Origin of the sequence: Methylobacterium sp. J-048 (assembly GCF_022829515.1) — a bacterium.
Taxonomy (GTDB): domain Bacteria; phylum Pseudomonadota; class Alphaproteobacteria; order Rhizobiales; family Beijerinckiaceae; genus Methylobacterium.
Window position 1 is genome coordinate 24,180 of sequence record NZ_JAKSYL010000105.1, and the last position, 20,116, is coordinate 44,295.

The window sequence follows — 20,116 nt, forward strand, 5'->3', positions numbered from 1 at the left end:
CGGGTTGGAAGCTCAGGCGTCAGCCTTCGCCAGCAGCCCGTCGACGAACTGCGCCAGGCCCGTGCGGCGCGAACGCTTCAGCCGCTCGGCCGAGAGGATGCCCTGGAGCGCCTTGAAGGCGTCCTGCAGATCCTCGTTGACGATCACGTAATCGTACTCGCTCCAGCGCTGGATCTCGGTCCGGGCGTTGGCCAGCCGCTTCTCGATTGTCTCGGCCGAATCCTCGGCCCGGCGTTCCAGGCGCTGGCGCAGCTCGGCCAGGCTGGGCGGCAGGATGAACACCGTCACCACGTCCTGGGCGAGCTTCGCGCGCACCTGGCGTGTGCCCTGGTAGTCGATGTCGAAGATCATGTCCCGGCCCGAGCCCAGGACCTTCTCCACCGGCCGGCGGGGCGTGCCGTAGTAATTGCCGTGGACCTCGGCCCATTCGAGCAGGTCGTCGCGGCTGCGCAGGTCCTCGAACGCCTCCCGGTCGATGAAATGGTAGTGCCGCCCGTCGATCTCCGAGGGGCGGCGCGACCGCGTGGTGACGGAGATCGACACGTCGAGCGCCCAGGCGGGATCCTGTGCGATCGCCCGGGTCAGCGTGGTCTTGCCCGCCCCCGAAGGCGAGGACAGGATCAGGATCAATCCACGCCGCGCGATGGTTTCGGAGACGCTGGCGACGCTCTTGGCCGGCTCGGTCATCCGCGCGGCTCCGTCCTGTGGTGCATGGTCCGGTCCCAAAAGATCATTCGATGTTCTGGACCTGCTCGCGGAGCTGCTCGACCACGGCCTTGAGGTCGAGCCCGATCCGCGACAGGCTGATGTCGTTGGCCTTGGCGCACAGGGTGTTGGCTTCGCGGCCGAATTCCTGGGCCAGGAAATCGAGGCGCCGGCCGATCGCGCCGCCGACGGCGAGCAGCTCCCGGGCGCTGGCGACATGGGCGTGCAGCCGGTCCAGCTCCTCGCGCACGTCCGCCTTGCCGGCCAGCAGCATCGCCTCCTGGTGCAGGCGGTCCGGGTCGAGGTTCGTGTCGCTCAACGCCGCGATCGAGGCCGCCAGCCGGGCGCGCACCGCCTCGGGCCTGCGCGCCGGGTTGTCGTTGGCGGCCCGGGTCAGTTCGGTGATCCGGTCGACCTGCGCGGTGACGATCTCGGCGAGCTGGCGCCCCTCGGACCGGCGGGCCTCGACCAGGTCGGCGACCACCCGGACCACGCCCTCGGCGAGATCCCGGGCGAGCGAATCGGTCTCGGCCGCCGCCTCGTCCTCGATCTCGATCACCCCGCGCACGCCGAGCAGCCCGTCCATCGTGGCCGGGGCGACGCCCTCGGGCACCGGCACCCGGGCGACCGCCTGGGCGAGGCTCGCGAGCAGACCCTCGTTGATCCGAACCCGGGCGGTCGTCTCCGGCTTGGTCAGGGTCAGGGTGAGCTGGCATTGGCCCCGGGACAGGGTCTTCTGCAGGGCGCTGCGCGCGGTCTCGCCGAGCCCGTCATAGCCGGCCGGGACGCGGATGCGCACGTCGAGGCCGCGCCCGTTGACGCTCCGGACCTCCCAGGCCCATTGCACCGCCCCGCTGGTGCCCGCCGCCCGGGCGAACCCGGTCATGCTCGCGATCTGGGCCATGCCGACCCCCCGTCCTCAAGAAGATCGGGGCCTGTAGCACGGATCTGTTCGGGGGGAAGAGGTGGCGGAGGCGGGAGAGGGTGGGGACGGGTCCCAAGGTTGGGTGCCCCGGGTTCGATCACCAGCTGTGACGCCCGGCAGCGGGCAACGCGGCGGACATCCCATCTGCCACCGCAAGATGAGGACGTGGAGGGGAGATCGCTCTATCTAATCTTTCCCTTCACCGCCTATCGCCGCCCGCGCGGGGCCGGCGTCGGGTCGGCGAGAGCCGGGACCATCTCAGACGACTTCATAAAAGACCACGCGGCTGTCAGGCTTCAGTTGCTGGAGCAGATCGAAGTCCGAGACATTGGCCGTGAGAAGCGTGCAGCCCGTTCTGGCGGCGTGCAATAAGAGCGTGCAGTCGTGGAGAGCCTTCGTGCGTTGATCGCGCGCGTAGCCGCGCAGACGGCAGAGGATGCCGGCGACGATCGCCGCGTCGATCAAGACGTCTCGGTCCGGCGTGTAGAGGCGGTGCAGCGGAATACGATCGAGCAGCGCTCGGATCACAGCGACGTTCTTCGCGGTTTCGGGATGCGCGGGATCGAGAACGCCGATCGCGTGCAGGATCTCCTGCATGGCGATGACGCTGTGATGGACCGTACGCGTTCTCAAGAGCGACCGCAGGGCGGCTGGCGTCTGCCCTTTGAGGCCGTGAATGTAGACGCCGGTATCGAGCATCAGCGGCCCGCCCGGCGGTGCCGTCACTCCGATGAAAGGAAGATCGCGCCGAGCGCGCGGACGAATTCCTTTCAGGTCACGACGAAGGCTGAGCTTCTCCGTCGAGCGCGAGATCGGGAACACGCCTCAGAAACCGATATCGAGCTCGGGGTCCAGTTGGCCGTGCGCCGCCTCGAACGCATCCGCGAAGGCGTCCTCAAGGGCTAGGTTGGCGAGCGCGACAGTCAGCAGGTCCGTGTTGGAGCTGAGACCTGTCCGCCTCTTCGCTTGCCGAACCAGGCTCGCCGGCAAGCGGGCGCCGATCTGCTGCATCTCGCCCTGATCGAGACCCGCCTTCGGAAGATGCGCGCGTAAGCTATCGACCATCTGGGCGAGAGCCGCATCTTCGCCTGACATCGGAGCGGCAAGGATATTATGTGTCTGACGCCGCGTCGCGGGAAGGCTGTCTGACCTGGCCTTTTGGGAAGCCCGCCCGGTCGTCCGACCAGCCTTCCCGGTAGGGGGATCCGTCGTGATCCTGGCCATCGCCTCGCCGCGCCAATCAACAGACTTCTGATTCTGCTAACGTAAACCCTTGGCCTTCACCGAACAACGCAGTGCGTGAGTCAACACGCTGCCGCCGAGCAAGCGACGACGTTCGTAAGCTCCCCCCTATCGCCGCCCGCGCGGGGCCGGCGTCGGGTCGGCCAGCGCCGGGACGGTCTTGGGCGAGCCGAGATCGTAGCTGCGGTTCTTCAGCGGATCGAGCCGCGTGCCCTCGGAAGCGTCGAAGGCGCGGGTGCCCGGCGTGCCGGACTCGAGGGCGAAGGCCGCGTTGGTGTTCGGCGCGTTGCCGCCCGGGGCGCCGCCCGGCGCGAAGGCCGAGGCGCGGCCCGGGACGCTCGGGTCGGGGCCCGGCTCGACCTTGTCGACCGAATCCGCCGGCGGCGCCTGGCGGCTCTTCTCGACCGCGCGCCAGCGGGCGACGTTGCGCTGGTGGCCTTCCAACGAATCGGCGAAGGCGTGGCCGCCGCTGCCGTCGGCGACGAAGTACAGGTCCTTGGTGCGGGACGGGTTGGCCACCGCCTCCAGGGCGGCCTTGCCGGGATTGGCGATCGGCCCCGGGGGGAGGCCCTCGATCGCGTAGGTGTTGTACGGGGTCGGCCGGTCGATCTCGGCGCGCAGGATACCGCGCCCGAGGGTGCCGCGGCCGCCCACCAGCCCGTACACGATGGTCGGGTCGGATTGCAGCTTCATCCGCTTGTTGAGCCGGTTGATGAACACGCCGGCGACCCGCGGCCGCTCGTCGGCGCGGCCGGTTTCCTTCTCGACGATCGAGGCCAGGGTGACCATCTCGGCCGGGGTCCGCACCGGCACCTCGGCGCTGCGCCGGAGCCAGATCTGGTTCAGCACCTCGCGCTGCTTGGCCCGCATCAGGTTGACGATCTGCTGGCGGGTGGCGCCGCGCTCGAACTTGTAGGTGTCGGGCAGGAGCGAGCCCTCGGGCGGGATCTCGTTGATCTCCCCGGAGAGGATGTCGTTGTCGTTGAGCCGGGTGACGATCTGCTCCGAGGTCAGGCCCTCCGGGAAGGTGATCGCGTGCTGCACCTGCCGGCCGGTGGTGACCGTGTCGAGGGCGTCCGAGATGCTCGCATGCGCCTTGAACATGTACTCGCCGGCCCGGAGCGCCGGACGGCCGCCGAAGCGAGCGGCGAACTCGAACAGGCCGGTATGGTCGATCACGCCCTCGCGCTTCAGCGCCTCGGCGATCTCGCCGGTGCCGCTATGGGACGGGATCACCACGACCTTGTCGGCGGCGAGCGGCCCCGGCTCGCGGACCTGGCGCTGGAACAGGGTGATGCCGATCATGGCCGCGATGGCGATCACCACCGCGAAGGTGAGGGCGCCGCTGATGATGCCGACGAGACCGCTGCGCTCGCGCACCGGCTTCTCCGGCGGGGGCGGCGCGGCGGTCGGCTTGATCGCCTCGCCCGGCGAGCGCGGCGACAGCCGCTGCGGCAGGGCGGGGCCGTCCGTCGGATCCTGCGCGATCGAATCCTGTGAGATCCTCTCGGGCGCGGGCGTCTTGGAGCGGCGGAAGAACATCGAGATCCTGTCGAGAGCATGTTCCGATGCCGCTGGCATCGGCTCGGCTCAGAAAATCCGGCACCATCGAAGACCTGGCGCTCACCCGGTCGCGCGCCGCAGGCCGGGTGAGCGCATCGCGATCCGCGACCCTAGCCGGGTTTGTGGCGAAAATGCCGTTCTGCGCTGCGAGAGCGCGCCGATCAGACCGGCGGCTGGCAGGTCGCGCAGAAGAAGGTCGAGCGGTTGGCCTGCACGATCCGGGTGATCGCGCCGCCGCAGCCGGGATGGCGGCAGGGCTCGCCGACCCGGTCGTAGACCCGGAAGGCGTGCTGGAACGCCCCGGCGCTGCCGTCGGTGTGGGCGTAGTCGCGCAGCGTCGAGCCGCCGGCCTTCACGGCCTCCTGCAGCACCTGCACGATCGCCTTGGCCAGGGCGTTGGCCTTGGGCGTCGGCCGCCCGTCGGGCTTGACCAGGAGGCCGGCCGGGGTCTCCGGGTGAAGGCGCGCCCGGTGCAGGGCCTCGCAGACGTAGATGTTGCCCAGGCCCGCGATCAGGCGCTGGTCGAGGAGCGCGGCCTTGAGCGGCGCGATCTTGTGCCGGAACAAGCCGGCGATCACCGCCCCGCTCAGCCCGTCGAGGGGCTCGACCCCCATGTTGGCGAAGTGGCGGCAGGCCGCCAGGGTCTCACTCGGAACGAGGTCCATGAAGCCGAAGCGGCGGGCATCGTTGTAGGTGATCGTGGCGCCGGTGCTCATCGCCATCACGACGTGGTCGTGCTTGGGCGTGCCCTGCGCGCCTTCCAGATAGAAATCGCCGGGCGAGAGATTGCTGCCGTCGGGCAAGGCCACGTCGAACCGGCCGCTCATGCCGAGGTGCATGATCAGCGTCTCGCCCGAATCGAGCCCGGCGGTGAGGTACTTCGCCCGGCGGGCGAGATCGGTCACGGTCCGCCCCTCCAGCCGCGCCGTGAATCGTTCGGGGAACGGGAAGCGCAGGTTCGGCCGGCGCAGGGTGACGCGGCTGAACCGGGCGCCGACCATCGCGGGCACCAGGCCGCGCCGCACCGTCTCGACTTCGGGAAGCTCCGGCATTTTTTTCGGGACTTTTCGTGGGACCATACGCGAGGGGCGGATATCGACAGCTTCGCGGAGAACCGCAACAGTGCGGGTCCGGCGCGGTTTGCCGCCCCTCTCCGCGAAGAGCCCGCGAAGGCTGGCGCTCAACGTCTGCGAAGTCTGACGTAGAGCGCGCCGCCGCCGCCGTGATGCCGGGCCGCTTCCTCGAAGCCGAGCACGATGCCGCTCAGCTCGGCGCCGCGCAGCCAGTGCGGCACGCTGCGCCGGAGTACACCCCGCTCGGCAAAAGCGTCGGGATAGGCCGAGCCGCCCTTGTCCTGGCCGCCCTTGCCGGTGACGACCAGCACGTAGGCATGCCCGGCGGCCCTCGCCCGCAACAGGAATCCCGTAAGCGCAGCATGGGCTTGCGCCTGCACCATGCCGTGCAGGTCGATCCGCGCATCGACCGCCAGACGTCCCCGGCGCAACCCGATCTTGGCCTGCCGCTCCAGCCCCGACGGCGGCGTGTGGCTCTGCGGCGGCGCCTGGTAGGGGGCGGCAGTGACCTTGAGGGACGGTGCGGCCGACGGCTTGGGCGGCGGCTTCGGACGGAGTTTTTTCGGTGTCGGGTTCGCGGTCGGCTTCAGGATCGGTGCCGTCAGCGGTGGCATGGTGGCGGTCGGGACCAGCGGAGGGAGCGCCTCGGAAGGCAGTGTCGCGCGTCCCGTCAGCGGCGTCACCAGCTTGGCGATCTCGCCCCAGAGCCGGGCCTCCCCGGCGGAGAGGCGGCGTTTTTGGCGCGGCGGCCTCACGGCGCGACCCCGCGGGCGGACTTAGGCAGCAGCACCACGAAGTCGACGGCGTCGCGCAGGTTTCCGGCCGCGATCCCGGCCTGCGCCCCGGTCCCGACGAACAGGTCGCCCCGGGCCGGGCCGACGATCGCCGAGCCGGTATCGGCGGCGATCACGAGGCGGCCGGCCTCGCCCGGCACGGCGCCCGGGAGCTGTCCGACGAGCCAGAACGGCAGGCCGTAGCGCCACAGCCCGCCATCCACCGCGAGGCTGCGCCCCGGCGTCAGCGGCGCGTTGGCGGCCCCGGGCGGCCCGAGCGCGGGATCCTCCACGGGGGCGAGGCGGAAGAAGATGTAGGACGCGTTGGCGCGGATCAGCCGCCGGGCGGTCTCGGGATGCGCGCGCAGCCACGTCGTCCAGCGGGCGAGCGTCAGGCCCTTCAGCGGAAGATGACCCTCCTGCACGATCAGCTTGGCCACCGCCGTGTAGGGCTGGCCGTTACGCCCGTCATAGAGCACCCGGACCGCGCGCCCGTCGGGAAGGCGGACGCGGCCCGAGCCCTGAACCTGCAGCACCAGGAGATCGACCGCATCACGCAGCCACAGGATCGGCCGCGCCCGGGCGCCCAGCGCCCCGTCCTCGATCGCGGCCCGGTCGGGATAGGGCGCAAAGCCCTCCGTGGTGGCGCGAGCCGCGCGCAGGGCCGGGTCGAGACCGGGCCGGGTTTCGCCTGGGGCCAGCGAGACGAGGTCGTCCGGCCGCGCGAGCACCGGGGTCGGGAAGTCCGGTTCCCGGGTGAGCGACCCCTCCAGTTCCGGCTCGAAATAGCCCGTGAGGAAGCCGGGCCGCTCGGCCCCCGGCCGCACCACCCGGAACGCCTCGAACCGATCCCGGAAGAAAGTAGGCGCGGCTTCAGGCGCGACATCCACCGCGGCGGCGCAGGTCGCTGACAGGGCTGCCGGGTTACCGGCGACACCTGCCGGCTGCGGCGTGGGCGGCGGTGGGGCGGCGCAGACCCGCCGGAACGCATCGAGCGCGGCGGCAGGATCGGGGCCGGGAAAGCCCGGTAGGGCCTCGAACGGAACCGGAGTCAGAACGGCCCCGCCGACCTCGGCCGGGGCGGCCGATGCCGAACCCGCTAGGAGCGTCGCAAAAAGGACGGCCGGGAAACCTCCGGACCAGGCACGCAGGTTTGGCACGGCAACGGGATCACGAAATCAGGCGCCGGCCTCGGTGGCCACGAGTTGCCAGTTCGGGTCCCGCGAGCCGAGGGTGCGCGCGAAGGTCCAGACGTCCGGCACCTCGACCACGGTCTCGGCGCTGCCGTCGACGACCTTGCCCTCGGCGTTGCGGGTGGCGGTGATGAGGTTCGACAGGAAGCGCACGGTGATCTGGGCCACGCGGTTGCGCACCTCGATGGCGACGATCTCGGCCTTGTCAATCGACACGAAGGTGGTCTCCAGGGTCTGCCGATTGCGCTCGCGCTCGGCGATCGCCCGCTCGAACGCCTCGCCGACCTCCTTGGAGAGGAGCCCCCGCAGGGTCTTCCGGTCGCCCTTGGCAAAGGCGATCATGATCGTCTCGTAAGCTGCCTTGGCCCCCTCGATGAAGGCGCGCGGGTCGAAGCCGGGCTCCGCCTGCACGGCGGCTTCGAGGCCGCGGGCGATCTCGGAGCCGGGCTCCGCGATGCCCCGCCAGTCGCGCGCGGCCACGGCGGCTTGGGTCGGGACGGGCTGCACCCGGTCGGCGCCGGGCAGCCGCACGACGTTGTCGCCCTCGGAGCGGGCCTGCGGCTCGGTCCGGCTGCGATCCACCGGCTTGAACGGCGAGCGCTCCGCGCCGGTCTTCTGGCCGAGAACCGAGCGCAGGCGCCAGATCACGAAGACGGCGAGCGCGAGAAAGATGATCGTCGTAACGTCGAAACTGTCCTGCATCACCGATCCGATGGTGGCCGCGGCGGGACCTCGTGCCCCGTGCCGAGGTCGTGCGCGGTGCGGCGCCGGCAAAGCGCTCGCGGGTCTCAGCGACTCATAACCGACCAGCGCGCCCGGAGCGAGCCGGTTGTACCGGTGCGGAACGCCGCGATCCCCGTGCCGCAACCGATATGGGGCGCGGACACCGCCGCCGCCAGCGCCACGCCAGCCTGCTGCTTGTCCGTACCCGACGCGCGTGTTAGCGGCGCTGCCTTCCGGGCCGCTCCGCGGTGCCGTTCAGCGGCTTCCGCCGCGACAACCCGGGCCGGCCCTGCCGGCCCATCGAGAAGGATGATCCGCATGGCCGACTCCCCGGCAGCCAACGGCAACGGCGGCGGCATGCCGCAGGGCGACGCGCCGACCATCAACGCCCTGGCGCAGTACACGAAGGACCTGTCCTTCGAGAACCCGAACGCGCCGCGCTCGCTTCAGCCCAAGGAAGGCCAGGGCCCGCAGATCAACATCCAGGTCAACGTCACCGCTCAGCAGCTCTCCGACACCGATTTCGAGGTTGAGCTGACGCTGGAAGGCGATGCGAAGATCCAGAGCGAAGTGCTGTTCGCCTTCGACGTGAAGTACGCGGGCGTTTTTCGGATGGTCAACATCCCGGCCGACCAGCTTCATCCCGCCGTGATGATCGAGTGCCCGCGCCTGCTGTTCCCGTTCGCCCGCCAGATCGTGGCCGAGGCGGTGCGCAACGGCGGCTTCCCGCCCCTGTATATCGACCCGATCGATTTCGTCGCGCTCTACCGCCAGAAGGCCGTGGAAGCGCAGGGCGCCAGCGGCCCGCTTGCTTCCTGACAAGCCCAGGCACTTCGGCATTCTGCGAGCCGTCCCCGATCGCGTCGCATTGGGGACGGTTCCAAGGTTTTTACGTGAAGCACCGGTCGATGCGGCATCGGCATCTGCCTTTGGTGCAGACGCGGGCGCTCAATAAAATGCCTCTTCAGCCCTTGAGTGCGGCTGGAACCGAGCGTTTCGCTTCACCATCCTGCTTCGGCCCGTGTTCGCGGTCGAAGGTACGCGCGGATTGGAAGAAGTACGCGAAACCACCGCCGATTATTCCGCCGACCAGGAGGAATAGCAGGGACGTGTTCGTCATCGTTCAGCTCTCGCTTCGCATGAACCGTAGCATGATCTGTCCCGTAAGTGGCAGGAGGGCGCCTGCGCCAACCCCCCACGCGGACACCTGATCGGGCGATGCGTGATTCCCGATGTAGGGGACGATGAAGGCGGCGCCAATGATGGCCGCACCAAGCGTATTGGTGAAGCTGCCGAACAGTTTCAGGTGCTCGTTGAGCTTTTTGGCGTCGAGCTTTCGCAGGGCGTCGTCCGAATTCACTTTCTTGCGCCATCGGCCGAACCACTCGAGCGCGACGGCTATGACGACGCCAGCAATAATGCCGACGACGAACGACCATCCAGGAAATGGGTCGGAGTTCGTTAGACGATCGTAGATCGCATCAACGATTGCCCAGAACATCGTCCCGTCCTGTCTGCCGCTGCGTCTTCGGCCGACGGCGTCGATCATGCGAACGGCGCCGAACCGCGAGTCTGTCCCGTGGCGGTGTCGCGAGGCTTTCCCCGATGCTGGTTTGTACGGGATCTGGCTGCCAAGGCGCCGAGGTAACGTCCCGCGCTGCTTCCGGCGACGTACTGATTGGCCTTCAGCGACCTCAATTTTCACCTGATGCAGGCGAATCTTGAGAGCCGTCAGCGGCCGCCGGGACCGCGATAGGCTGCCGCCAGCGTCCGCAGCGCTTCCGCCGGGCGCCCGGTCAGTCGCCTGGACCGGAGCACGATCCAGGTGAGCGGCAATTCCGGCAGGCCGAGGCGCGCGCCGACCTCCACGGCCCCCGGCGGGGCGGTGCTTGGCGCCAGGGCGGCGATGGCGAGGCCCGCCATGACCGCTGCACCGACGGCGAGTACGCCGCCGCCGACGAACACTTCCGTCCAGGGCAAGCCGGCCGCGTCGAGGGTGCGGGCCGCCGCCGCCCGGACGTTGCAGGGTCCCGACAGGCCCGCGAGCCGCAGGGGCTCGCCCGCCGGAGAGGCCGGGAAATCCGGCGCCGCGAACCAGCCCAGGCGCTCCTGCGCCAGAACCGTCCCGCCGTTTTCCGGCGGCTCCTCGGTCCGCAGGATCACCGCGTCGTAGCCGCCCTCGCCGGGCGCCTCGAAGGCGGCTGCGAGGTCCCGTGACGGGACGATCCGCACCTCCGTGACGAGGCCGGCCCTGTCGAGGCCGAGGCGTCGGAGCAGGGCAGGCAGGTCCGGGCCGGCGACGTGGTCGCTGATGCCGAGGCACAGCCGGGCCGGCACGTCGGCCGTGATCTCCGACAGGGCGCTCTCATGCGCTTCCAGCAGCCGCCGCGCCGCCGGCAGGAACAGCTCGCCCTTTCGCGTCGTGGCCACGTGCCGGGGCGTCCGGTCGAGCAGCCGCTCCCCGAGCCGATCCTCAAGGCGCTTGAGGCGCAGGCTGATCGCCGCCTGCGAGGTGTCGAGGGCTTCGGCCGCCCGGGTGAAGCTGCCGAGATCGACCACCCGCACGAAGGCCAGGACGCCGTCGAGGTCGAGGGGGCGGGGCAGCATCACAAGCATCCGTTATGAGAGATATTGTCGGCGATATCTGGCTCTTATGTCGATGGACTGCAACCGTGTCGGTGCCACCCAGGAGAGGACGATGCTTGTTGCCCGCTACCGGCACCGCTTGCCGGCCGATTATCCGATGGAGCGGATCCGTGCGCGGATCGCCGAACGCGCGCCCGCCTGGGATGCGATGCCCGGCCTCGTCTTCAAGGCGGTCACCATCGAGGAACGCGTACGGGGGGCGGCGGCGAACGCCTACAGTTCGCTCTACCTGTGGCGTGACGCCGGTGCCGCGGCCGATTTCCTCGTCGGTTCGGGCTTCCGCGCCGTGATCGAGAGCTTCGGCCGTCCGCACGTCGAGACCTGGCTTGCGTTCGACGTGAGCCTCGGGGCCGCCGCGACGACTGTCGCCCTGTCTGAGGAGATGCGGCCGGTCGGTCCCGACGCGGATCTGACCCGCCTGCGCGAGACCGAGCAGGCCCGGGGCCGGGACCTCGCCGCGCAACCGGGTATCCTGGCCAGCGTGGCCGGGCTCGATCCGATGGCCTGGCGGCTGACGCGCTTCACCCTGCACGCGGATCCAACCGATGCGCGACCCCAAGCCGAGGTCGCCTATCTGGCAGCCCCCGGACTCGCCGCCCTGCGCGGCCTATGAGCGAGGCGTGAGGCGATGCCCCTGATCCGTATCTCCCTGCGCGCCGGCAGCGACCCGGCCCACCGCACCGCCCTGGTGGAGGGCGTCTATGCGGCCCTGCGCGAGACCTTCGCGGTGCCCGAAGGCGACCTGTTCGCCCTCGTCCACGAGCACGAGACCGCGAACTTCCACTACGGGCCGGACTATCTCGGCATCCACCGCGGCGACGGTCTCGTGATCATCCAGATCACCTGCAATGCCACCCGGACCACGGCCCAGAAGCGCGCGCTCTACGCCGCCGTCACGCGCAACCTCGGGCGCGGGCCGGGGGTGAAGCCGGCCGACGTGTTCATCAACCTCGTCGAGGTCGCCCCCGAGAACTGGTCGTTCGGCGACGGGCTGATGCAATACGGGCCGCCGGACTCCTGACGGCGCGGGAGGCGGGTGCGCCGGGCCGGGCTTGACCGTAACGAGACCGGAGTCCAGGTCCGGGTCCCGCCGCCAGACCTGGATCGCATGAGTCCCACAGCGCATCTCGCTTTCATCAACCTGTTCATCGGTGACATCCAGGGCGGCCTCGGGCCGTTCCTGGGGACGTGGCTGGCGCAGGCCGCATCCTGGAGCCCGGCGCGGGTCGGGTTCGTCATCACCCTGGTCGGATTCGGGACGCTGTTCCTGAGTGGTCCGTTCGGGGCGCTGGTCGATCGCTTCCCACGCCCGCGCCTGTTGGTAGCGCTCGCCTGCGCGGCGATCCTGGCGGGGACGCTCCTGCTCCTGCCGGCGCGCAGCTTCTCCGCGGTGCTGGTGGCGCAGCTGCTCGCCGCCGCCGGAGGCACCCTGCTGCTGCCGGCGGTGGCGGCGCTGACCCTCGGGATCGTCGGGAAGGACGGCTTCCCCAAGCAGCAGGGCCGCAACCAGGCCTTCAACCATGTCGGCATCCTGATCGCCGCCGGGGGCATCAGCCTCGGCACCGGCACGTTCGGCCCGGCCATCGCCTTCTGGGTGCTCGGCGGCATGGCGGCCGCCGCGATCGTCGCGACCCTGACGACGCCGGCCGGCGCCTGGAACCGCCGCCGCGCCGTGGGCTGGCAGGAGGATGCGGACGACGAGCCGCAGCGCAGCGGCATCCGCCAGGTCCTTGGCAACCGTCGCCTGCTGGTCCTGACCGTGGCGCTGACGCTGTTCAACCTCGGCAGCGGCGGCATGCTGTCCCTGCTTGGCCAGAAGCTGGTCGCCACCGCCGCCGACGCCACGACCTGGACCGCCCGCTACGTGATGGTGGCGCAACTCGTGATGGTGCCGGTGGCCCTGTTCGCCGGCTCCCTGGCGGATCGGCGCGGACGGCGTCAGCTCCTGATGGTGGCCTTCGCGGTGCTGCCGGTTCGGGCGGTGCTCTCGGGCCTGATCGACGATCCGGTCTGGCTCATCGCGGCCGAAGTCCTGGACGGCGTGGCCTCCGGCATCGTCGGCGTGGCGGTGCCGGTGATCGTCGCCGATCTGACCTGGGGTTCCGGCCGCACGCAGACGGCGCTCGGCAGCGTCAACGCCGTGCAGGGTGTCGGGGGCGCCCTATCGGGCTGGTATGGCGGGTTATCCTATACGCTGTTCGGCTGGACCGGCGCGTTCCTCGCCCTCGGCGTGCCCGCGCTCTTGGCCCTGGCGCTGGTGATCTGGCTCGATACCACCCCCGAGCCGGGCCGGCGCAGGCGTCGGCGGGAGCGGCGCAGCGCGGCGGTGCAGGGGGCGTAATGGGATTTCAAAGGGCTTCCAGCCCTTTGGCGGGGTTTGGGGCGGAGCCCCGAGTTCGCAGGGCTCTGCCCTGCACCCGCAAAAGGTCGACGACCTTTTGAAACCGGAACGCAGTTCCAGACATCGGTCGAATCGACGCCGTCGCTCGAGAAACGGGTCTTAAACAGCGAAAAGCCCGGCCTGTATGGCCGGGCTCATTCGAGCCATCCACGCATCGTTGCTCAGCGCGGACGATCAGCCGATATGCGGGCTGCCGGTGGCGGCAGGGAAGCGATCGGCCAGGGCGCGGCGGAGCTTTTCCAGGGCGCGGTTCTCGATCTGGCGGACCCGCTCCTTCGAGATGCCGAGGCGCTGGCCCAGAGCCTCGAGGGTCGCCTGATCCTCGGCGAGGCGCCGCTCGCGCAGGATGCGCAGCTCGCGCTCGGACAGGACCGTCAGCGCCTGCTGCAGCCAGCTGAGGCGCCGCTCACCATCCACCGTGGCGGTCACGGTCTCATCCGGCAGCGCAGCGCCGTCGACCAGAAAATCCATGCGCTCGGAGGAGGCGTCGTTGTCCTCGCCGACGGGGGCGTTGAGCGACATATCGGGGCCCGAGAGGCGGGCATCCATCAAAGCTACGTCGTCGCGCGAGACGCCGATGGCGGTGGCGATGCGACGGTGGATCTCGTCGCCGACATGCTCTTCGGTGGATTGCATCAGCCGGGCGCGCAGCCGGCGCAGGTTGAAGAACAGGGCCTTCTGGGCCGAGGACGTGCCCCCGCGCACGATCGACCAGTTGCGCAGGATGTAGTCCTGGATCGAGGCCCGGATCCACCACGTCGCGTAGGTCGAGAACCGGACATCCCGCTCCGGCTCGAACCGGGCGGCGGCCTCCATCAGGCCGACATGCCCCTCCTGAACGAGGTCGGCCATCGGCAGGCCGTAGTGACGAAAACGCCCCGCCAGGGCGATGACGAGGCGCATATGGGCTGAAATCAGTCGGTGCAGCGCACGCTCGTCGCGGTTGTCCTTCCAGCGGACGGCGAGGCCGCGCTCTTCTTCCCGTGCCAGGAAGGGCGCCTCCATGGCAGTCCGAATGAACTGCCGACGAATTCCAGCGATATCAGCCATCCCGCCTGCCTCTTGTTGCCGAGTGCTGTTGCGGCGCCGAACGGAGCGTCCAACCCGCAGGGCGTCACCGATGGGCGGCGCCAGGCAACCGACAACGGGAGGCAAAACACGAAAGTTCCGCCGCGTCGCTTCGCAGTGCGACAGCGGGGCGGCCACGTTTTCGTGTTCCGTCGAGAGAACATGGGTTTCGGCGGCGCGTCGTCCAGCCCCCGACCCTCCGAACCGGTGGGGAAAGCGACAGGTCGATCCCGCATCGCGCGCCCGGTGCGTCAGCATAAAAAAAGCCCGGCCACTCGGGGCCGGGCTTCGTATCACCGTAGAGGAAGGGCGCCTCAGGCGGCCACTTCCTGGATGTCGTCACCCTCGCCTTCGGGTTCAGCCTCGGGCTCAGCTTCCTTGGCGCGGCGCGGCGACTTGGCCAGGCTCTGCTCGATCAGTTTCAGCGCCTCGGTCTCGGTGATGCGGTTGACCGAAGAAATCTCGCGCACGATCCGGTCGAGGGCCGCCTCGTAGAGCTGGCGCTCGGAATAGGACTGCTCGGGCTGGGCCTCGGAGCGGAACAGGTCGCGCACCACCTCGGTGACGGCCAGCAGGTCGCCCGAGTTGATCTTCGCCTCGTATTCCTGGGCGCGGCGCGACCACATGGTGCGCTTGATCCGGGCGCGGCCGGTCAACACGTCCAGCGCCTTCTTCACCAGTTCCGGCTCGGCGAGCTTGCGCATGCCGACGCTGTTGGCCTTCGCGGTCGGGACGCGCAGGACCATCTTGTCCTTCTCGAACGAGACGACGAACAGCTCAAGCTTGTAGCCCGCGATCTCTTGCTCTTCGATCGCGGTGATGCGACCGACGCCGTGGGCCGGATATACGACGGCCTCACCGGTCTTGAAGCCTTGCCGGCCTGCGGTCGTCGTCTTCTTGGCTGTGGTCATGCGAGAAGGGCCTCCACTGGCGCGCGACGCTCCGCGCCGCGCAAAACCGTGTTCTTCCGGGCGGGACACCCGGTTTGCCTCGCCGTTCCCGGAATCCTCGCCCCACGGGGCAAAGATCCGGGTGGTCCCCGGCGCGACCGTGCAAACACCGGAACATCCGCCGAAGTCACCCTCGGCGGTCGTTCGCGTGCCACCCCACTAGGTTACGAAAGCAAAAGGCGTTTCGGCCCGAGGGAGCACGTCTGGCGCGAGCGACGGCAGGCGGATTGGGTATCACAATCCGGCGCGCAGATCAAAGCATCCCTGAAGAAGCGCGCGCGGTCCGGGCGCGGCCTCGAAAGAGTTTTACACCGGCTTGGCCGGAGCGGAATGACCTGGCCGCGGCTCAGGGCTTCGCTTGACGCAGGCCAATCCGGCTTTCGACGACGATCCACAGGCGCCGGGGAGACCAACGACGGATCGCAACATCGTGAGGCAATCGGTTATCCCGTTTCTGCACCGACGCGACCGATTGTAGAACCGATCCCGTCGAACCGGTCGCTCGGGCGGCGAGCGCTCTAGTCGCCCGAGCCGGGATTGGCCGAGAAATGCGCCTCGAGCTTACCGGCGACGCCGTCCCATTCCTTGGCGTCGCCCGGAGCGTCCTTCTTCTGCGTGATGTTCGGCCAGCTCTTGGCGTAGTCGGCATTGAGCTTCAGCCAGGTCTCGAGGTTCGATTCCGTATCGGGCTTGATCGCCTCCGCAGGGCATTCCGGCTCGCAGACGCCGCAATCGATGCACTCGTCCGGATGGATGACGAGCATGTTCTCGCCTTCGTAGAAGCAGTCCACCGGACACACCTCGACGCAATCCATGTACTTGCACTTGATGCAATTGTCGGTGACGACGTAGGTCATCGGCTGTCTTCGTCCCAAAATTCTGGTCTGCCGGGGCGGAGCCTCGAAGGCCCGCACGCCCAGGTGGCGCTGCGATGGTGCGCCGCAAAACCTGGCGTCGAACCAAGTCTTTCGGAAGCCAAGGGCTCTAGACCCTGCCTCCCGGGCTGACAAGCGCGCGGGTGTCCCAGGGGGGCGCGACCCGGTCCTCGACCGGCGGCTGTGGCGCCGGCTCATCACTTGGGCGGTTCGATCCCCGACTGGACGCCGGCCAGATCCTCGTAGAGGAGCCGCGCCTCCGGGGCCGGACCCCGCCGCTCGCCGAGGCCGAGCACGCGCACGGCCAGGGTCGCGTGGGGAGCGGCCACCGTCACGACGTCGCCGATCCCGATGCCCTTGGCCGGGTTCTCGGCCCGGGTTCCGTTCACCCGCACGAAACCGTCTTCAGAGAGGCGCGCGGCCAACGATCGGGTCCGCGCGAACCGCGCGAACCACAGCCACTTGTCGAGCCGCTGCCGATCCTCCCGCATAAGCGGGCGTCAGCGCTTCCCGCCGTCGCCGGCTTCGAGCTGTGCTTTCAGCGCGGCCAGTTTGGCGAAGGGCGAGTCGGGATCCGGAGCCCGCTCCCGCCGGGGCGGCCGCTGGTCGGGACGCGGCGCCGACTGGCGCTGCTCGGCATTGCGCTGATCGTCCCGGCGCTCGGGGCGCCCGCCCTCGAAGCGCTCGCGACGGGGACCGCGGTCGCGCCCGGTGCGGGGTCCGCCCTCGTTACCGGGGCGCTCAGCGCCCTCGGCCCGCCGCTGCTGATCGGGACGCGTGCCCTCCGGGCGACCGGGACCCTGGTGCTGGCCCTGCTGGCCACCGTCGCGTCCGCGACCTGCCCCGCGCGGGCGGTTCTGCGGCCGGGGATGGGCCGGGCGCTGATGGCGCTGCAGGCGCCAGATCTCGATCAGGACCTGCTCGGCCGGCGCCTCGCTCTCTGCACCGGTGGAGTCGGTCTCGGTCGATTCGGCGTCCGACGCGGTGTCGGTCGCTTCCGACTCGGCGGCCGTCTCGCTGGACTGGATCGTCTCCGACTCGTGTGTCTCGGCGGCCTGGGCGACTTCGGCCGGAGCCTCGACCGGCTCGGTCTGCACCGCGGGGACCGTGTCCGGCTCGGCTTCGGCAACGGGTTCGACGGGCTCGGCTTCCGTCGAGGCAACGGGAGCGGATCCGGTTTCGGGACCTGCCTCGGCGGCGAGGCTGGGCGCCGCGTTCTCCGGGGCCGATGCCGCGTCGCCAGAGCTCTCGGCATCGGCAGCCTGCGCGGCGGCGTCCGTCTCGTCGCCGGCTGAGTCCTGACCGGTGGCTTCGGTCTCGTCCGTTGGCGCGGATTCCGATGCAGGGGTGACCACGACCGGCGCCGTCGCCGCGGCGGGCAGCAGCGGCACCGTGATGGCCGGGCCAGGGCGGGCCTCCAGGGAGTAGCCCAGGGACTTCAGGATCGAGGCGAAATCCTCGCCCGAGCAGCCGACCAGCGAGGTCATGCCGACGGTCGCCACGAAGCCGTCGCCGTCGGCCGTGCCGTCCGGCGGAGCGCCAGGCGTGGTGCCGGGGCGATAGGCGATGGCCGGGCGAATCAGGTCAGCCAGCCGCTCCAGGATGTCGACCCGCACCGCCCGCTCGCCGCTGACCCGGAAGCCGGCCGCCCGGTAGAGGCCCTTGGCGATCTCGCGATCGACCTTGATCGAGGTCCGGCCGGAGCCGGCGAGATGCGCGATCTCGTCGAGGCCGCGCTGGTCGAGTCCGCCGTTGCGCAGGGCCCAGAGCTGGGCGGCCAGGGTCCGCGGGGCCGGCTTCAGCAGGGCCGGCAGGAAGATGTGATAGGCGCCGAAGCGCACGCCGTGCCGGCGGAGCGCGCCGCGCCCCTCCTGGTCGAGGCTGCGCATCTCCTGCGCGACCTTCGACCGCTCCAGCACGCCGAGCGCCTCGACCACCTGATAGCCGATGCCCTTGGCCAGCCCGACGAGATCGGCCGCGGTCTCGAGTTCCATCAGCGGCCCGAGCAGCCGCACGATCATGGCCTTCAGCCAGGCATTGAGGCGGGCCTCGACCTTCTCGCGATGCACGCCGGTCAGGCTGTCGTCGGCGAGCAGGCGAATCTGAGGCGCGAACAGCTTCTCGCCGGGAGTCAGCTTCGCCACCGGGGCGCCGGTCCAGCGAATCATTCCGTCATGCGCGAGCACGAGGGTCGAATCGGCGGTCGCCGCGAAGCGGTCGGCCCGGGCCTCGATCTCTCCGGAGAGCGCCTTTTCGGCCGCGCTCCTCAGGGTCTTGGCCTCGTGCCCCTCGGCGCTGGCATCAGGGACGAATAAGAATCCATGCAGGTGACCGACATGCTGACCCTCGACGGTGACGTCACCGTCGGCGGAAATTTGGGCTTCGAGCATCGTGTTCTCTCTCAGGCGCCGCATCAGGACGCTTGTGCGCCGGTCGACGAAGCGGCTCGCGAGGCGTTCGTGCAGGGCGTCTGACAGCCTGTCCTCTACCCGACGTGTCTCGCCCTGCCAATGTTCAGGGTCGCGCAGCCAATCGGGGCGGTTCGCCACGAAGGTCCAGGTCCGTCCCTGGGCGATCCGGCGGGACAGCGTATCGATATCGCCGTCGGTGCGGTCGATCATCGCCACGTGCTCGGCGAACCACGTGTCGGGGATGCGTCCGGCCATGCCCTTCATGAGGAAACGGTAGAGCTGCGCCACCAGGTCGGCATGCACCTGCGGGTGGACCTTGCGGTAATCCGGCACGCCGCAGACGTCCCAGAGCCGTCGCACCGTCGATTGGCTCTGCGCCATGTCGCGGATGTCGTCCTCGCGCATCAGGATCTCAAGGGCCTGCTGGTCCTCGCCCATGGGCGCGCGGGTGAGGCCGGATTCGCGCGGGTGCTCGTCGAGGCTCGCCTGGAGGGCCTCCAGGCTGCCGAAGCTGAGATCCGGGTTGCGCCATTGCAGGATGCGCAGCGGGTCGAAATCGTGATTCTCCAGCCGCTCGACCATCTCGGGCTCGAGGGGCGGGCAGCGCCCGGTGGAGCCGAAGGTCCCGTCCGCGAGGTGGCGGCCGGCCCGGCCGGCGATCTGGCCCATCTCGGCGGGGGTCAGCTTGCGGAAGCGGGTGCCGTCGTATTTCCAGTTCGCCGCGAAGGCGACGTGGTCGACATCGAGGTTGAGCCCCATCCCGACCGCGTCGGTGGCGACGAGGTAATCCACGTCGCCCGCCTGGTACATCTCGACCTGGGCGTTGCGGGTGCGCGGCGAGAGCGCGCCCAGCACCACCGCGGCGCCCCCGCGCTGGCGCCGGATCAGCTCGGCGATGGCGTAGACTTCTTCCGCCGAGAACGCGACGATCGCGGTGCGCCGGGGCAGGCGCGACAGCCGCTTCTCGCCGGCGAAACTCAGCTGCGACAGCCGCGGCCGGGTCGTGGTGTGGACGTTGGGGATCAAGCCCTGGACCAGCGGCAGCATGGTCGAGGAGCCGATCAGCAGGGTCTCCTCCCGGCCGCGCACGTAGAGCAGACGATCGGTGAAGACGTGGCCGCGATCCATGTCGGCGGCGAGCTGAATCTCGTCGATGGCGACGTAAGCCACGTCGAGGTCGCGCGGCATCGCCTCGATGGTGCAGATCCAGTAGCGCGGCCGGTCCGGCTTTATTTTCTCCTCGCCGGTCACGAGGGCGACCTTCTCCGGGCCGACCTTGGCGACGACGCGCAGATAAACCTCGCGGGCGAGCAGCCGCAGGGGCAGCCCGATCATGCCGGTCGGGTGCGCGAGCATCCGCTCGATGGCGAGATGCGTCTTGCCGGTGTTGGTCGGCCCGAGGACCGCCGTCACGCCGCGGGCGCGGGCGTCGCGCGGCAGGGACCGGCGGGAGAGGGAGCGGAGCGGCGCGTCGATGGTCGGCGGTTCCTTCGGGCGGGAAGGCCGGCGCGGCGCCGTCTGGCGCGGGCAGGGAGGTTCGGGCGGCCGGTCGCGTCAGGGACGATAGG

Annotated in this window: 21 protein-coding genes; 4 read left to right on the plus strand and 17 right to left on the minus strand. The window is 69.9% G+C overall.

The window, feature by feature from the left end; translation table 11 throughout:
• Nucleotides 1–12: 12 nt before the first annotated feature.
• The 9 genes from gmk to MKL09_RS08060 all read right to left on the minus strand — a co-directional run bounded on the left by gmk (nt 13) and on the right by MKL09_RS08060 (nt 8,176).
• Nucleotides 13–687, minus strand: a complete 675-nt coding sequence (gene gmk, locus MKL09_RS08020) for a guanylate kinase (RefSeq protein WP_244019383.1) — start codon at nt 685–687, stop codon at nt 13–15.
• Between the two features lie 43 nt (nt 688–730).
• Nucleotides 731–1,609 (minus strand): YicC/YloC family endoribonuclease, encoded by an 879-nt coding sequence (locus MKL09_RS08025; RefSeq protein ID WP_244019384.1) that lies wholly within the window; start codon nt 1,607–1,609, stop codon nt 731–733.
• Nucleotides 1,610–1,888: 279 nt separating this feature from the next.
• Nucleotides 1,889–2,452: a type II toxin-antitoxin system VapC family toxin gene (locus MKL09_RS08030; protein WP_244019385.1), complete on the minus strand. Its 564-nt coding sequence runs from the start codon at nt 2,450–2,452 to the stop codon at nt 1,889–1,891.
• Nucleotides 2,453–2,455: 3 nt separating this feature from the next.
• A complete protein-coding gene (locus tag MKL09_RS08035) occupies nt 2,456–2,641 on the minus strand; it encodes a hypothetical protein (protein WP_244019386.1) in 186 nt (61 codons plus the stop codon).
• Between the two features lie 339 nt (nt 2,642–2,980).
• Nucleotides 2,981–4,414, minus strand: a complete 1,434-nt coding sequence (mltG, locus tag MKL09_RS08040) for an endolytic transglycosylase MltG (protein ID WP_244019387.1) — start codon at nt 4,412–4,414, stop codon at nt 2,981–2,983.
• 182 nt (nt 4,415–4,596) lie between these two features.
• The gene (mutM, locus tag MKL09_RS08045; RefSeq protein WP_244019389.1) at nt 4,597–5,487 is read right to left on the minus strand and encodes a bifunctional DNA-formamidopyrimidine glycosylase/DNA-(apurinic or apyrimidinic site) lyase; all 891 of its coding nucleotides are present in this window, start codon (nt 5,485–5,487) and stop codon (nt 4,597–4,599) included.
• Nucleotides 5,488–5,615: 128 nt separating this feature from the next.
• On the minus strand, nt 5,616–6,263 hold the full coding sequence (locus tag MKL09_RS08050; protein WP_244019390.1) for a Smr/MutS family protein: 648 nt from the start codon (nt 6,261–6,263) through the stop codon (nt 5,616–5,618).
• Nucleotides 6,260–7,441: a murein transglycosylase A gene (locus tag MKL09_RS08055; RefSeq protein ID WP_244019391.1), complete on the minus strand. Its 1,182-nt coding sequence runs from the start codon at nt 7,439–7,441 to the stop codon at nt 6,260–6,262. Before MKL09_RS08055 ends, MKL09_RS08050 begins: the two co-directional genes overlap by 4 nt.
• 18 nt (nt 7,442–7,459) lie before the next feature.
• A complete protein-coding gene (locus tag MKL09_RS08060) occupies nt 7,460–8,176 on the minus strand; it encodes a Tim44/TimA family putative adaptor protein (protein WP_244019392.1) in 717 nt (238 codons plus the stop codon).
• A gap of 339 nt (nt 8,177–8,515) precedes the next feature.
• On the opposite strand from MKL09_RS08060, the gene secB reads away from it, so the two are divergent.
• On the plus strand, nt 8,516–9,016 hold the full coding sequence (secB, locus tag MKL09_RS08065; RefSeq protein WP_244019393.1) for a protein-export chaperone SecB: 501 nt from the start codon (nt 8,516–8,518) through the stop codon (nt 9,014–9,016).
• Nucleotides 9,017–9,161: 145 nt separating this feature from the next.
• Here the strand turns inward: secB and MKL09_RS08070 are convergent, their stop codons facing one another.
• The 3 genes from MKL09_RS08070 to MKL09_RS08080 all read right to left on the minus strand — a co-directional run bounded on the left by MKL09_RS08070 (nt 9,162) and on the right by MKL09_RS08080 (nt 10,804).
• The gene (locus tag MKL09_RS08070; RefSeq protein WP_244019394.1) at nt 9,162–9,317 is read right to left on the minus strand and encodes a hypothetical protein; all 156 of its coding nucleotides are present in this window, start codon (nt 9,315–9,317) and stop codon (nt 9,162–9,164) included.
• Between the two features lie 3 nt (nt 9,318–9,320).
• Nucleotides 9,321–9,746 (minus strand): hypothetical protein, encoded by a 426-nt coding sequence (locus MKL09_RS08075; protein WP_244019395.1) that lies wholly within the window; start codon nt 9,744–9,746, stop codon nt 9,321–9,323.
• 182 nt (nt 9,747–9,928) lie between these two features.
• Nucleotides 9,929–10,804 carry a LysR family transcriptional regulator gene (locus MKL09_RS08080; RefSeq protein WP_244019396.1) on the minus strand — a complete coding sequence of 292 codons (876 nt, stop codon included), beginning with the start codon at nt 10,802–10,804 and terminating at the stop codon, nt 9,929–9,931.
• A 91-nt stretch (nt 10,805–10,895) separates the two neighbouring features.
• Between MKL09_RS08080 and MKL09_RS08085 the strand changes: the two genes are divergently transcribed.
• From MKL09_RS08085 to MKL09_RS08095, 3 genes are all read left to right on the plus strand, one after another.
• Complete coding sequence (locus MKL09_RS08085) at nt 10,896–11,456, plus strand: DUF4865 family protein (RefSeq protein ID WP_244019397.1); 561 nt, start codon at nt 10,896–10,898, stop codon at nt 11,454–11,456.
• Nucleotides 11,457–11,471: 15 nt separating this feature from the next.
• Nucleotides 11,472–11,864, plus strand: a complete 393-nt coding sequence (locus MKL09_RS08090) for a tautomerase family protein (protein WP_244019398.1) — start codon at nt 11,472–11,474, stop codon at nt 11,862–11,864.
• An 87-nt stretch (nt 11,865–11,951) separates the two neighbouring features.
• Nucleotides 11,952–13,184: an MFS transporter gene (locus MKL09_RS08095; protein ID WP_244019400.1), complete on the plus strand. Its 1,233-nt coding sequence runs from the start codon at nt 11,952–11,954 to the stop codon at nt 13,182–13,184.
• Between the two features lie 234 nt (nt 13,185–13,418).
• On the opposite strand, the gene MKL09_RS08100 is transcribed toward MKL09_RS08095, so the two are convergent.
• The 5 genes from MKL09_RS08100 to MKL09_RS08120 form a co-directional block, all read right to left on the minus strand.
• A complete protein-coding gene (locus MKL09_RS08100) occupies nt 13,419–14,294 on the minus strand; it encodes an RNA polymerase factor sigma-32 (protein ID WP_244019401.1) in 876 nt (291 codons plus the stop codon).
• Between the two features lie 332 nt (nt 14,295–14,626).
• Nucleotides 14,627–15,223: a CarD family transcriptional regulator gene (locus MKL09_RS08105; RefSeq protein WP_244019402.1), complete on the minus strand. Its 597-nt coding sequence runs from the start codon at nt 15,221–15,223 to the stop codon at nt 14,627–14,629.
• A 557-nt stretch (nt 15,224–15,780) separates the two neighbouring features.
• On the minus strand, nt 15,781–16,119 hold the full coding sequence (gene fdxA / locus MKL09_RS08110; RefSeq protein WP_058190913.1) for a ferredoxin FdxA: 339 nt from the start codon (nt 16,117–16,119) through the stop codon (nt 15,781–15,783).
• 215 nt (nt 16,120–16,334) lie between these two features.
• Nucleotides 16,335–16,628 carry an RNA-binding S4 domain-containing protein gene (locus tag MKL09_RS08115; RefSeq protein ID WP_244019403.1) on the minus strand — a complete coding sequence of 98 codons (294 nt, stop codon included), beginning with the start codon at nt 16,626–16,628 and terminating at the stop codon, nt 16,335–16,337.
• 9 nt (nt 16,629–16,637) lie between these two features.
• The gene (locus MKL09_RS08120; protein ID WP_409566908.1) at nt 16,638–19,961 is read right to left on the minus strand and encodes a helicase-related protein; all 3,324 of its coding nucleotides are present in this window, start codon (nt 19,959–19,961) and stop codon (nt 16,638–16,640) included.
• Between the last annotated feature and the right edge of the window lie 155 nt (nt 19,962–20,116).

What these genes read in the sequence shown, in the direction of transcription:
- gmk (WP_244019383.1), bottom strand. Translation starts at nt 687, where the DNA reads ATGACCGAGCCGGCCAAGAGCGTCGCCAGCGTCTCCGAAACCATCGCG.
- MKL09_RS08025 (WP_244019384.1), bottom strand. Translation starts at nt 1,609, where the DNA reads ATGGCCCAGATCGCGAGCATGACCGGGTTCGCCCGGGCGGCGGGCACC.
- MKL09_RS08035 (WP_244019386.1), bottom strand. Translation starts at nt 2,641, where the DNA reads ATGCAGCAGATCGGCGCCCGCTTGCCGGCGAGCCTGGTTCGGCAAGCG.
- mltG (WP_244019387.1), bottom strand. Translation starts at nt 4,414, where the DNA reads ATGTTCTTCCGCCGCTCCAAGACGCCCGCGCCCGAGAGGATCTCACAG.
- mutM (WP_244019389.1), bottom strand. Translation starts at nt 5,487, where the DNA reads ATGCCGGAGCTTCCCGAAGTCGAGACGGTGCGGCGCGGCCTGGTGCCC.
- MKL09_RS08060 (WP_244019392.1), bottom strand. Translation starts at nt 8,176, where the DNA reads ATGCAGGACAGTTTCGACGTTACGACGATCATCTTTCTCGCGCTCGCC.
- secB (WP_244019393.1), top strand. Translation starts at nt 8,516, where the DNA reads ATGGCCGACTCCCCGGCAGCCAACGGCAACGGCGGCGGCATGCCGCAG.
- MKL09_RS08070 (WP_244019394.1), bottom strand. Translation starts at nt 9,317, where the DNA reads ATGACGAACACGTCCCTGCTATTCCTCCTGGTCGGCGGAATAATCGGC.
- MKL09_RS08075 (WP_244019395.1), bottom strand. Translation starts at nt 9,746, where the DNA reads ATGATCGACGCCGTCGGCCGAAGACGCAGCGGCAGACAGGACGGGACG.
- MKL09_RS08080 (WP_244019396.1), bottom strand. Translation starts at nt 10,804, where the DNA reads ATGCTGCCCCGCCCCCTCGACCTCGACGGCGTCCTGGCCTTCGTGCGG.
- MKL09_RS08085 (WP_244019397.1), top strand. Translation starts at nt 10,896, where the DNA reads ATGCTTGTTGCCCGCTACCGGCACCGCTTGCCGGCCGATTATCCGATG.
- MKL09_RS08090 (WP_244019398.1), top strand. Translation starts at nt 11,472, where the DNA reads ATGCCCCTGATCCGTATCTCCCTGCGCGCCGGCAGCGACCCGGCCCAC.
- MKL09_RS08095 (WP_244019400.1), top strand. Translation starts at nt 11,952, where the DNA reads ATGAGTCCCACAGCGCATCTCGCTTTCATCAACCTGTTCATCGGTGAC.
- MKL09_RS08100 (WP_244019401.1), bottom strand. Translation starts at nt 14,294, where the DNA reads ATGGCTGATATCGCTGGAATTCGTCGGCAGTTCATTCGGACTGCCATG.
- MKL09_RS08105 (WP_244019402.1), bottom strand. Translation starts at nt 15,223, where the DNA reads ATGACCACAGCCAAGAAGACGACGACCGCAGGCCGGCAAGGCTTCAAG.
- fdxA (WP_058190913.1), bottom strand. Translation starts at nt 16,119, where the DNA reads ATGACCTACGTCGTCACCGACAATTGCATCAAGTGCAAGTACATGGAT.
- MKL09_RS08115 (WP_244019403.1), bottom strand. Translation starts at nt 16,628, where the DNA reads ATGCGGGAGGATCGGCAGCGGCTCGACAAGTGGCTGTGGTTCGCGCGG.